Below are 13680 nucleotides of genomic sequence, written 5' to 3'. Positions count from 1 at the left end.
TAACTAATGATGGTGTTACTATAGCTAGAGAAATAGAACTTGAAGATGCTTATGAAAATATGGGAGCACAGCTTGTTAAAGAAGTTGCAAACAAGACTAATGATGTAGCAGGAGACGGAACTACAACAGCAACAGTACTTGCACAAGCTATAATAAGAGAGGGTTTAAAAAATGTAACTGCTGGTTCAAATCCAATGTTACTAAGGACTGGAATAAGAAAAGCTGTAGATGTAGCAGTTGAAGAAATTAAAAAATATTCTAAACAAGTAGATGGAAAAGAAGATATCGCAAGAGTTGCGGCAATATCAGCAGCAGACGAAGAAGTTGGTTCGTTAATTGCTACAGCTATGGATAAAGTTGGAAACGAAGGCGTTATCACTGTAGAAGAATCAAAAACTATGGGAACTGAACTTGATGTTGTTGAAGGAATGCAGTTTGATAGAGGATATCTAAGTGCGTATATGGTAACAGATACAGATAAGATGGAAGCTATACTTGATAATCCATATATTTTAATAACTGATAAGAAAATATCTAATATACAAGAATTACTTCCAATACTTGAGCAAATAGTTCAACAGGGTAAAAAGCTTTTAATCATAGCTGAAGATGTTGAAGGAGAAGCAATAGCTACTTTAGTAGTAAATAAATTAAGAGGAACATTCACATGTGTTGCTGTTAAAGCACCAGGCTTCGGTGATAGAAGAAAAGAAATGATTCAAGATATAGCTATATTAACTGGTGGTACTGTTATTTCTGAAGAATTAGGCCACGACATTAAAGATGCTACTATTGACATGTTAGGAAAAGCTGAAAGTGTTAAGATTTCTAAAGAAACTACAGTAATAGTTAATGGTAAAGGTTATAAAGAAGATATTACATCTAGAGTAAACCAAATAAGAAAGCAAATGGAAGATACAACTTCTGAGTTTGATAGAGAAAAATTAAATGAAAGACTTGCAAAACTTGCAGGTGGAGTTGCAGTAATTAAAGTTGGTGCAGCTACTGAAACAGAATTAAAAGAAAGAAAACTAAGAATAGAAGATGCACTTGCCGCTACAAAAGCTGCAGTGGAAGAAGGTATAGTTGCTGGTGGTGGTACTGCCTTCATCAATGCAATAGAAGCAGTTTCTATGTTAACTTCTGATATTCCAGAAGTTCAAGTTGGAATGAATATTATAAAAAGAGCTCTTGAAGAGCCATTAAGACAAATAGCTACAAATGCAGGAGCAGAAGCTTCAGTAGTAATTGAAAAAGTAAGGAATACATCTAATGAGATAGGATATGATGCTTTAAGAGATCAATATGTTGATATGATTAAAGCTGGAATCGTTGACCCAACTAAGGTTGCAAGAAGTGCACTTCAAAATGCAGCGTCTGTAGCAGCTACATTCTTAACAACGGAAGCAGCAGTGGTTGATATTCCAGAAAAGAACCCATCACCAATGGCAGGAGCGCCAGGCATGGGAATGGACGGAATGTATTAAGGTTAAAAAATAAAAATAATAGTACTCCCATGATATTTCATGGGAGTTTTTTACTGTTTATAAGGGACGGTGAGAATTTATATTACTTAAATAGACGAAAATATAAAAAAATGTAATAAAATACATAAATATAGTAGATTTATGTATTAAAATATTATAGAATATGCTATTATATTTGTAAATAGGATAATTATTATCAATTGAAAGCAAAATTAAATTAACTATAGAAACGATGAAGCGAATTCTTTATTTGGGTACCTGGAATATGCTGAGTTAATGGTACAACCGGCTAAATTTTTTGAGATTTAGTCTTTTTTTGTATCTTTTTATAATAAGAAGTAAAAATTTAAATAATATTAATTTATTTATATTAGTGTAAAGGAACAAGGTATTATGATTTTAATAGTGTTTTTATATGGAATAATAATAGGAAGCTTTTTAAATGTATGTATTTATAGAATTCCAAATAATAAGTCCTTAATAAGCCCACCTTCCCATTGTGGAAGCTGCAATACTAGATTAAGTTGGATTGATTTAATACCAATAGGTAGTTATTTGTTTTTAAAGGGCAAGTGTAGATATTGTGGAAATAAAATTTCAAAGAGATATCCTTTAGTGGAAGGTTTGACTGGATTGTTATTAGTGGGAGTTTATATAAGGTATGGAATTACATTAAGCTTTTTTAAATACTCTGCTTTGGTTTTATTTTTAATAGTAATTGCATTAATAGACTATGACACAAGTGATGTATATTCCAGTGTAGTATACATGGGGATGGCTATAGGTATAATTTTTGTTATAGCTGAAAAGGCAATGTATTCTCATAACATAAGTAATTATTTTATAGGAGCTTTAATTGGTCTTGTAGTTATAGGAGCTATATATTATTTCACTGGTGGTATGGGTGCTGGAGATATTGAAATAGCAGTATTATGTGGATTATTTTTAGGCTGGAAGTTAGAAATATATTTTATACTAATATCCTTTATTGTAGGGGGAGCAGTTGCCATTGCTGTAATGCTTCTGAAAAAGAAGACTAAAGATGAGTACATGCCGTTAGGACCAAGCCTAGCAATTGGAGCATATATAGTTTTAATAATTGGAGAAGAATATATTTTAAGGTTTATTTAAGAAATTAAAGTCATTATCTAAATAATTAATAGGGCGAATCTAAATGAGTTAATATAAGGGAAATATATATTTATAGAGAGATGTGAGAGGTGAAAAGTATGGCAAGAAATACCGTTAGATTAGGAGATTTATTAGTAAAAGCAAATAAGATTACCAGATCTCAATTATCAGAAGTCTTAGTATTACAAAAGGTAAAGAGAAAGAAAATTGGAGAACTTTTAATTGAAGAAGGAATTGTATCTGAAGAAATTATAATAGAGGTTCTTAAAGAACAGTTAGGAATTGAAAGGGTTACTTTAAGTAATATTGATATAGATGTAAAAGCTGTAAAATTAGTTAATGAGGGATTATGTAAAAAACATGAGCTTTTTCCTTTCTATACAGCAGATGGAATAATAAAAGTTGCCATTTCAGATCCTTTAAATATATTTGCTATGGATGATGTAGCTATAACAACGGGTTTAAGAGTTGTCCCGTATATATCTACAAAGGTTGATATTAAAAAGGTAACAGAGCGATATTATTCAGGTAGAAATGTAGAGAGTGCTGTAGAAGAGATTACTAGAGCAAGAGGAACCTTTATAAATAAAGCTGAAGACATTGAAAAAATGGATGATGTTAAAAATGCACCAACAGTAAAGCTTGTGGATTCTTTGCTTAAAAATGCAGTGGAACAAATGGCTTCAGATATACACATAGAGCCCTATGAAAAATATATAAGAGTACGATACAGGATTGATGGTCAATTAGAGGAAATATCATCACTAAATATTGATGTACTTCCAGGAATAGTAACTAGAGTAAAAATTCTTGCTGATCTTAATATAGCAGAGCGAAGGATTCCACAAGACGGAAGAATAGTTACTAAGATTAATAACAAGAATGTGGACATGCGTGTATCTATAATACCCCTTATAACAGGTGAGAAGGTAGTTATAAGAATACTAGATAGAAGTAATTATAAAATCGGGAAAAGTAATCTTGGAATGTCTGAGGATGATATGGACAAATTGGAGTATATAATATCTTCGCCTCATGGAATAATCCTTGTAACTGGACCTACAGGAAGTGGTAAATCTACAACTCTATATACTGTTTTAAATGAGCTGAATGATACAAATAAAAATATAGTAACAGTTGAGGATCCAGTAGAGTATTCCATGGAAGGAATAAATCAAGTCAATGTAAATCCTAAGGTAGGACTAACTTTTGCAGCAGGACTGAGATCTATCCTAAGACAAGACCCAGATGTAGTAATGATTGGGGAGATGAGAGATAACGAAACAGCAGAAATAGGAATAAGAGCTGCTATCACAGGTCATCTAGTATTAAGCACTCTTCATACTAATGATGCGCCGTCCTCAGTGATAAGATTAATAGATATGGGGATAGAACCTTTCCTTGTAGCCACAGCTATAAAGGGTGTAATAGCTCAAAGACTAGTAAGAAGAATATGTCCAAACTGTAAAGAAGAATACCTGGCAGATGGAGCAGAGAAAAAACTTCTTCATATTCATAACGATGAAGAAGTTATATTACATAGAGGAAAAGGTTGTGCTACTTGTAAGTATAGTGGATATAGTGGAAGACTAGGTATTTATGAAATAATGAACATAGATAGAGATATGAAAGATATTATTATTAAAACTAATAGCTCAGATCAGCTTAGAGATGTGGCTATTAAAAAAGGAATGAAAACTATAGCAGACAGCTGTAGAGAACAAGTTACAAATGGAGAGACTACAGTGGATGAGATGATGAAGATAATCTTTATGGACAGCATATAGGGAAAGGAGAATAGTATTATGGCAAAATATAAATATAAAGCTATAAACTCTAAGGGTGAAATCATAGAGGGTATACATGAAGGCAAAACAAGAGATGAAGTTTTAAATGTTATGTTATCTAATGGATATTCTCCTCTTTTAATTGATGAAGTTATAGGAAGTAAAGAAATTATATTTGGGAAAAGTGGAAAAATTAATACCAAGGATATCTCTATATTCTGTAGGCAACTTGCCACAATGATAGAAGCTGGTGTATCCATAACTAATGCCATAAACCTTCTATCAGAACAGATTCCTAATAAAAAGCTTCAAGATATATTGGGAAAAGTAAATGAAGATATAAGAAAGGGTGAAGAGTTATCTGTAGCGATGAGTAGGTATAAAGATGACTTTCCACAACTTTTAATTAGTATGATAGAAGTTGGAGAGCAAAGTGGTACCTTGGATGCAATTATGAATAGAATGGCGGTTTACTATGAAAAACAAACAAAGATGAATGGAAAGGTTAAAAATGCTTTAATATATCCAGCAATATTGGGAGTTGTAACACTATTTGTAGTAGTATTTATACTAACTTACATTATGCCTATGTTTATGGACATGTTTGAATCAGCAGGATCAGAGCTTCCAGCCATGACACAGTTTGTATTAGCAATGGGCGATGGAATAAGACGATATGGATTATTAATAGGTTTTGTAGCAGTTGGAATTATTGTAGGCTTTAAATATTACACAACTAAAGTTGATGACGGTATATATATGTACAGTAAATTCAAGATAAAGAAATCCCTATTTAAGGATTTGAATCAAAAGGTTATAGTATCAAGGTTTTCAAGAGGTTTATCTACAGTACTTGGGGCTGGATTATCACTATCAAATTCCATAGAGGTTGTCTCAGCAATCCTTGAAAATAAATATACCCATACGAAACTAAAAGCTGTACGAGAAGATATGTTAGTGGGACAACCACTATCTGATGCCATAAAGAAATCAGAGTTATTCCCAGTAATGCTAACTTCTATGATAAAAATAGGAGAAGAATCAGGAGCATTAGATGATATTTTAACTAAAACAGCAGACTTCTATGACGAAGAATTAGAAAGAGCCATAGAGGCCTTTACTACAATACTAGAGCCTGTAATGTTGGTTGTAATGGGAATAATAGTTGGATTCTTAATAATCTCAATCCTAACTCCTATGTTTGAAATGTTTAACGTAATGTAGTTAAATAAAACAAGTTTATCTTTTAAACTAATGTTGATAAAGACTTCATATTATCTTCGCTAAACCGTTTCGGAACCTTGATTTAAGTAACACTCCAAATTTTATATTTGGTCAGTGGAACTTACTCATTTGAACAAATGTGACAATGAGTTACTTTATATAAGGCTCTGGTAATGCCAAAATCTAAAATACAACAACTCGCATACGTTCAAACAGGTTGTAGTTCCTAACGATTTTACCCTTCCCATAGCCCAAGTGAAATGAGGAAGCTCATTCTCATATGCATTTGAACTTACTCATTCTCATATGCATTTGAATGAGTAAGTTCAAAGAACTAAATCATAGGTTTAGATTCTCACTTATGCAAATGGTGTTATGCTCAGAAAATATTGAAGTCAAATATCAACAATCATCTAAAACGTAGTCAAAATTAAATAAAAGGTCTAATTAGGGGAAACCCTTTAGAAATAAATAAAAAATAATTAGGAGGTCATGTAAAATGATTAAAAGAACAAACAATAAAAAGAAAAAAGGATTTACACTAATAGAACTTATTATAGTTTTAGCAGTAATGGCAATTATAGCATTAATAGCTATACCGAATTTTGCAGCAGTAAGAAATAACTCTAAAGTTAAGGCTGATAAACAAAGTTGTGAAACTATTGAAAGAACAATTTTAATGTTAGTTTCTGATGAAACAATTACTGGTAACGGTACAGTGACAGTAACAGTGTCAGGTGAAGGTTCGGATAAAGAAGTCGTACCAACAACTTCGGGTGATACTTTATTACCAACAGGTGGAGTTGACGTTGATGGAAGTGCACTTAATAAAATTAAAGAAGCACTTAAAGATATTAATGCACCACAAGGGAAAACTAGTGTAACTACTAAAGATGATGGTAAAGATGTTACAAGCAAAGTGGCTTCAACTAAATATGTAATTGAAATAACTGATGGAAGTGTAAATGTATCTACAGCTCAATAGTAATTAAATCTTCAAAATATAAGTGTAAAGCCTCAAAACTTTGCACTTATATTTTAATAATTACAGATAAAATATAAAATCAGACAAGAAGTAATTAAAATTTAAAAATGTGTGGAACAGAGAAGCAAAGTAAAAGTAATATAAAATTGACAAGTTTTATTACAAAAAACTTATCAAATACATAAGAAAGATAACATATAAGGATTAATCATTGTAGAAACATAACTAAAAATAAAGTATTTCCTAGAAAATAATCATAAATTAGAAAGCAAACTATACAATTTGTACAAACTAAATGAAGAATGTATAAAACTGTAGTAATAATAGATGGAAAAGTAAGAAACAAGAAATGTTTAAGAATCATGGGAGAGGAAGTGTTGGTTTTGGGTTTATTCAATAGGAATAAGGTTGAGGAATGCCAAGAGATAAATGGTAAGGATATTGAAGTTAACATAGTATCGGAACATAATGGAACTTTATTAAATAAAGAAGGTTATCACAAGGGTATTGAGTTTGGAGATAAGAAAAAGGAGTCCATTTGGAATAAAGAAATAAAACTTACGGATTTTAAATTTAAGAGAGCTAGCAATGGTGGAACAGGCAATAAAAAAGAGAAAATTTCTAAGCCAAAGAGTGTTAGACTAATGGCTTTAGATATTGGTTCTAGTGAAATCAAAATAGTTGAGGGACAAGTTAAAAATGGTAAGATAAAAGTTTATAATATGGAAAAGATAAAATCTCCTAAGGATATTATAGAGGATGGAAACATTTATAACGAAGATGCTGTTTCCTTTAGAATAAAGGAATTTATGAGTAAATCTAATGTGAAAGCTAAGAATGTAGCTATAGTATCTTCTTCATCAACAATTATAAGCAGAGAGTTAGTAGTTCCTTACGTGGAAAATCATGAAGAGTTAAGGAACCTAGTCCATTATGAAATAGAGCAATTCCTAGCTATAAACTTAAACAACTATGTAGTTCAATTTATGAAGTTAGAAGAAGTTATAGTTGAGGATGTTAGAAAGCAGAAGTTATTCGCTATTATATATCCTAAGAACATCATTGATTCCTATAGAAGTTTAATATCTAGTTTAATGTTGAATCCATACTCCTTAGACATAACAAACAACTCTGTGAGAAAGTTTAAGAATATGGCAAAGGTTTTTAACTCTGATTTAATAGATAAAGAAGAGTCAGCTATGTATTTAGACTTAGGAAGCGAAAATATAAATTTATCAATAATTAACGGAGAGAATCTTGAGTTTATAAGAGTTATGCCAGTAGGAGGATCTGAAATTACTAGGTATATCGCAAGTGCTCAGGAGGTATCCTTTGAAGAAGCGGAAAAGATAAAAACTACACAGATTGACCTTGGAATAAATAGAATAGAGGATGATTTGAATAATGGAGTTGTAGATATTATCGATGATTGGTTAGCTGATTTAAATAGAATAATACAGTTCTATACAAACAAAAGTAATGGCAAAAAAATTACTCATATATATTTACATGGTGGTACTTCGAAATTGAAGGGGTTAGATGAGTATATTGCATTTAGAACTGAAATTGATGCTACAAAAATTATAACCGTAGATAATATAGAATTTAATAAGAGTTCAAACACAAAGACTATTGAAGAGTATATTAATGCCATTGGTGCATTAATAAGATTGTAGGTGAAGATATGAATGATTTAAATTTTTTTCACGTAGAGACATCTAAAGAGAATGACGTAGTAGTTAAAAAGTTTATTTTAGTTGTAGCAACAGTGGTTGGAATAACTATAGTTGGAACTCTAGGAATGAATACTTATGGAATATATAAAGCAAAGAACTCTATATCACAGCTTACTAGTGAAATTAATGAAGAAACTTTCAAAAAGAATTATGAAGAAAGTTTATTGATTGCTAAGGAGAAGCAAGATCTTTCTAGCTATAATGACACTCTAAATGAGATATTTACTTCCGTAAGTGATAGAAATAAATTAAGTCCAGACTTTATAAATAGGATAAGTTATACGATTCCTAAGGAAGTTTACTTTAAATCTATGAGCTTTACAGGAGGCGTTGTAGAGATAAGCGCATCAGCTACAAATAGAGAAGCGATTGCAGAGTTTCAGCACAATATTAATGAAGTTGAATTCATAGAAGAATCTCATATTGGTGGCATAATGTCAGATTTGAATGATGACACTAAAGAGGTGTTCAGTTTTACTATAACTTGTAAACTTAAGGAGGCGTACTATAATGAAAATAAGTAAAAGAGAAAAAATTTTATTAGTTGTACTAGCTCTTGTTATTGTAAGCACTGGATATTATAAATTAGTCTATGAAAATCAACATGCAAAATTACAAGGACTTAGATTAGAAGCGGAAACTCTAAATACAGAATATGAAAATATGCAGGTAAATATAAATACTCTTTTAAAGAATAAAGAGGATATAAAGATTTTAAATAGTAATATAAGTTCAAAATCTATGTTGCTATATCCAAAGCTTTCCCAAGAAAAAATTATAATTGAAATAAATGAATTATTAAATAAGGCTGGAATTAAAGGTAACTTATCTTTTTCAGAGATAACAGTTGCACCTATTGAAGCTTATTTCTCAGGGGAAGAAGAAGGAGAAAAAGTTCAACCGTCTTTAGAACAAATAGTTGAAGATACGGATAAGGAACCAACAAAGGAAGAAGTGAAAGAGAAACTTGAGGATGCTAAGGAGTTGGGTGATGATCAAGCAGCAGAAAAAGATGCCCAAGCTACAGCTTCTACAGCAGGATTATTAGTTGAGCAAATGAAGGTTTCAATCTCATTTACAGGAACATATATTAAGTCTATGAAGTTCGTAGAATTAGTATCAGAGTATGAAAGACTTATTGCTATGCCAAACATAACTTTAACTGCTTCAGGAACAGATGAAGTGTCAGGTTCTTTAGATTTAGAATTCTATTCAGTTCCTAAAGTTAATGGTGAGGATAGTGAATATTTAAAATGGCCAACTACTGAAAAGTATGGAAAAGAAAATCCATTCTTAGAGGGAAGTGGAGCATTATCTACTTCTAAAATTGAAAAGAAAGATGGATATGGATTGATAATGTCATTAAAGAGTGTAAATTCAGATCTTCCAAGCATTACAGTAGGAAAAGCTAATGATACAACTAAGGAAACCTATGTATATAGTGATGAAAATGAGAAAATAGATGTAGAGATTGAAGTAAGTGAAGATAATGGAAAGTGTTACTTTAAGTATAAAACGCCTAAATCAAGCTATCCTTCAGATTACACTAAAACTGGCACAGAGATTAAAGATGAAGAAGGTAATATAGAAATAGGAATATACTCATCTTCACGAATTGATATTAATGATAAGGTAGCTGCTAATGTGAAGATTATAAATAAAACAAATAAAAAAGTTGCAGTGACAATATTAGACGATGATAAATCAAATCCAAGAGTAAAGGTAATAACAGAAGGAAAGGTAGATTATGTTAACAAGTAAGAATACTAAGCCAAGAACAAAGAAAAAAGGTTTTACATTACTTGAAGTAATAATTAGCTTTGCACTAATTTCAATACTTCTTATACCAATTTCAAATATGATACTAAGCTCAGTAAAAATAAATAAAATGACAGAAAATAAGCAGCAGGCTAAAGCTTTGCTTCAGGATACTGTGGAGAATATAAAGTTAATTGACAAATTGCCAGAAACTATGGGAGAAAACGTAACATTAGATAATGGAGTTACAATTACAAGAACTGAAGATATAGTTGTGGATGAAGAATCTAAAGCTACTTATGCGGTTGCTAGTAGTGAAAATGACAAAGGGTTTTCTATAGAAGGAACTATAAGGTTGAAATCAGTCACTAGTAGTAATGAGAATAATAAAAAACTAATCGATAGGGCTATATACTTTAATAATGGTTTAATATCTGTATCAGATGCAAGTAGTAAAATAGAAACTGCATTAAATAAGGGAGCTGGGTATCTAGCGGTAAAAGGTGATTCTATTGCTATCAAGGTGGATGATACTGGAAAAATAAATATGGTGTATGGTGAAAGTGAAAATGAAATTAAAAATGAAATTAAAAATGAAATTAATATTGCAAGCCCTGAGAATAATGCATTACTAATTTGTTTAGATGATGAAAAAAATGATCTAAAGGTTAGTATAAATAATGAGAGTGCAACAAAACAGATGAAAGTTTACCTATATAAAAAGGGTGAATCATCTAAGAGAGATGATATTACTCTATTAGATTTTAAGGGTCAGTTAGAATTAATAACAGGGATACTTAAAGATAGCGAAGTAAAAAATACAAGGATTTATTCAGTAGAGCTAAAAGCGAAAAAGAATAATGAAGCAGTGGAAACTATGAGCTTTGATGTTATAAAATAATTCAATCTACATTAGATGATAGGGGGTAGAAGATGAAAAAAAGAAAGACTAAAGGTTCATCTATGATTCTTGTAATAGCTATATTTGGTATACTATCAACTTTAGGAGTAGTTATGCTCGGGACAACCTATGCAAACTATAAGCTAAGGATAGAAGAGAATGATAGAGTGAAAAATCTATACTCTGCAGAATCAGGAATTGACCAAGCTTATATTAAAATGAGTAAGGTGGTTGAAGATGGAATTAGTGAAGGAATAGAAGCTGTAAATTCTAAAATATCACAAGAATCAAATAAGAATATAACAATAAAAGATCAAAATGAAGTTTTTAAAGCTGCATATACAGAATATATTGTAGATAGTCTAGGGAGTATAGTAGCTAATAAGGTCACAGGAAGGTATGGAGTTACAGATAATGAAGCTGTAGTTACATGCAAATTAAAAGATAAATTAGCTGATGGTGATAATAATAGCGATGAAACATTGACTAACAGTGTAGGTGATAAAATTGCTAAACTTACGTCATCTTATACAGATATTAATGGTAAAGAAAGAATCGTTAGTGTTTCGTATACACTTACAGTACCAGATGATTATAAAATTATAGATAAAACAGATGGTAAGGTTTCAAATATTCTAAATTATTCTATAGCTACAGATGAGAACCTTATTATTAAGAACAATTATGGAAATAAGACGAGCATGATAGTAGAAGGGAATGTTTGGGTACAAGGAACTAGAAGTGATAAAATTGCAATGAATCCTACTGTAGATAAATATAAAGGTGGAATAGAGATAATTAATACTAATGTTGATTTTATTGGACAAGTTAATACATCTTCTAATATATCTGTAGATGGAGGAAGTGTTAGTTTTGAAAATAAAGATTCCAATAGACAACAAATTGATACCAATGTGTTTGCAGAAAATATTTTTTTAGGAAACCTAGAAAATGCTGATGAGACTAGTGAGATAGAGTTAAATGGTGACAATGCTAATGTGTATCTAGCAAATGACTTAGTTATTAGCTCTAGTGATGCTAAAGTAAATATAAATAATTTATATGGTTTCAACGATATTAATGTTAAATCGAATATAGAAAATGAAAAAGAAGTTAGAGAATCTAGTTCTATAATAATAAATTCAATGAATTGGCCTAATAATAAGGGGAATTTAACCCTTAAGGGAAGTGCTTATATAATGGGTGCTGCTTATATTAAGACCAATACAACTCCTTATCAAACAGGTGAATCAGTGGCATTAAAAGGGAATTATAAGGCGTATACTCAACCAGTAATAGATAAAGATGGGAATATACTATACGACAAATATCAATATGAATATTTAAATCCATTAGTATTAGTAACTAAGAATGAAAAGGGTGAAAAATTAACCATAGAGGAAAAAGCAAATTATTTTAAAGAGTATAGTAATAGCAAAGACATACAATTAAGAACTGAAGGTATTTCACTTCCAGTAAACAATACATACACAGCTGGAGCATACATTTCAAATGATTCAATTAATAAACCTATGGCTACTGTTGAAAAACAGAATGGTGATATATTTAAGTTTAAAGGTGACTTTGTGAAATCAGTATATTATATGAATAGTGATGACTATAAAGAAGAGACTTTAACTGAAGATTTTTTATATGGAAGTCCTAAGAATACTGTTGCTAGTGAAGTTAATTGGAATGGTGTAGATATCTTAATTGCTGAGCATGGTAATATTATAGATTTAGGAGATATAAAGGTTATTCTAAATAATGAAGATGAGAGAACTGTAGAAGTTGATGAGAAAAATATAACTATTTTAGACAAAGATAAAAAACCTATTGCTGATGGGAAGATTTCATATGATAGTAACTACAAGTATGTGATAGTTACTAAGGGTGTAGTGAACTATAAGAGCTCAGCAGGGTATAATGGTACTATTATTTCCTTAAAGGATATAAATTTAAATAACCAAAGCGGAACTGTAGGATTAATAAATAAACTAACACCAGATGAAATAAGTAGAAAAGAAAATAAAGGGGTACTAGATTTTATCTTCGTCAGAGGAGAAAATCTTATTACAGAAAGAGTTATTACGGCTGCAGATATAATTAGTAAAGAAAAATGGACATTAGAAAAGTAAGCTAAGGGGGTTATAAACTATGAGTATTTATAAAAGTAAAAAAGGCGTTACATTAATAGAATTAGTTATAGCCCTAGGACTTTTATCAGTAATTGTTGCATTTGTTTTTTCATTTTTCTTTGCAAATGAAAAAAAATTAGATGAAGTAACTATAAAGTCAGATTTACAGTACGAGGCAAAGGTTGTAATGGATGCAATTTCAAAGTATGCAATGTCAGCTACAAAGGTGAAATATGATACATCGATAGATCCGAATACAATAACTTTTTCATTAGTAGATGAAGATGGAGCAATAATTGAAGATGGAGCCATGTTTAATATAAACAAGCCTCAGATTACACTAATAGAAAAAAACGCTGATGGTACAGAGATAGTAAGTAAAACAATATGTTCGAATTCAAAAATTATAAAAGTTTCAGGAAACAAAGAAAAAAACATAGACGTGAACTTGACATTAGAAAAAGATGGGGTAAGTTACTCCATAGAAGAAGGTTTTTTATTTAGAAATAGTCATCTGAAATAAATACATTATA

General features: G+C 30.7%; 11 protein-coding genes and 1 riboswitch. All 11 genes read left to right on the top strand.

Annotated elements, in window-relative coordinates; genetic code table 11:
• Positions 1-1487 (top strand): chaperonin GroEL (gene groL / locus RSD37_RS08530; RefSeq protein ID WP_346946299.1); only part of this gene is annotated, 1487 nt, incomplete at its 5' end.
• 216 nt (positions 1488-1703) lie between these two features.
• Positions 1704-1787: riboswitch (cyclic di-GMP riboswitch) on the top strand.
• Positions 1788-1880: 93 nt separating this feature from the next.
• Positions 1881-2618, top strand: a complete 738-nt coding sequence (locus RSD37_RS08525; protein WP_346946298.1) for a prepilin peptidase — start codon at positions 1881-1883, stop codon at positions 2616-2618.
• A 98-nt stretch (positions 2619-2716) separates the two neighbouring features.
• Positions 2717-4405, top strand: a complete 1689-nt coding sequence (locus tag RSD37_RS08520) for an ATPase, T2SS/T4P/T4SS family (protein ID WP_346946297.1) — start codon at positions 2717-2719, stop codon at positions 4403-4405.
• A gap of 18 nt (positions 4406-4423) precedes the next feature.
• Positions 4424-5629, top strand: coding sequence for a type II secretion system F family protein (locus RSD37_RS08515; RefSeq protein WP_346946296.1), 1206 nt, complete (start codon positions 4424-4426; stop codon positions 5627-5629).
• A 499-nt stretch (positions 5630-6128) separates the two neighbouring features.
• Positions 6129-6614: a type II secretion system protein gene (locus tag RSD37_RS08510; protein ID WP_346946295.1), complete on the top strand. Its 486-nt coding sequence runs from the start codon at positions 6129-6131 to the stop codon at positions 6612-6614.
• 302 nt (positions 6615-6916) lie between these two features.
• Positions 6917-8290 carry a pilus assembly protein PilM gene (pilM, locus tag RSD37_RS08505; RefSeq protein WP_346946294.1) on the top strand — a complete coding sequence of 458 codons (1374 nt, stop codon included), beginning with the start codon at positions 6917-6919 and terminating at the stop codon, positions 8288-8290.
• 8 nt (positions 8291-8298) lie between these two features.
• On the top strand, positions 8299-8874 hold the full coding sequence (locus RSD37_RS08500) for a PilN domain-containing protein (protein WP_346946293.1): 576 nt from the start codon (positions 8299-8301) through the stop codon (positions 8872-8874).
• Entirely contained in the window at positions 8861-10111 is a 1251-nt protein-coding gene (locus RSD37_RS08495; RefSeq protein WP_346946292.1) for a hypothetical protein, read from the top strand. The genes RSD37_RS08500 and RSD37_RS08495 overlap by 14 nt, the downstream gene beginning before the upstream one ends.
• Entirely contained in the window at positions 10098-11009 is a 912-nt protein-coding gene (locus RSD37_RS08490; RefSeq protein ID WP_346946291.1) for a type II secretion system protein, read from the top strand. Before RSD37_RS08495 ends, RSD37_RS08490 begins: the two co-directional genes overlap by 14 nt.
• Positions 11010-11041: 32 nt before the next feature.
• Positions 11042-13147: a hypothetical protein gene (locus RSD37_RS08485; protein WP_346946290.1), complete on the top strand. Its 2106-nt coding sequence runs from the start codon at positions 11042-11044 to the stop codon at positions 13145-13147.
• Positions 13148-13166: 19 nt separating this feature from the next.
• Positions 13167-13670 carry a prepilin-type N-terminal cleavage/methylation domain-containing protein gene (locus tag RSD37_RS08480; RefSeq protein ID WP_346946289.1) on the top strand — a complete coding sequence of 168 codons (504 nt, stop codon included), beginning with the start codon at positions 13167-13169 and terminating at the stop codon, positions 13668-13670.
• Positions 13671-13680 lie beyond the last annotated feature (10 nt).

Source organism: Clostridium sp. (assembly GCF_036646415.1).
Taxonomy (GTDB): Bacteria; Bacillota; Clostridia; order Clostridiales; family Clostridiaceae; genus Clostridium_J.
Note: the sequence above shows the minus strand (reverse complement) of the source record. Positions and strands in the feature narration are given on the sequence as shown.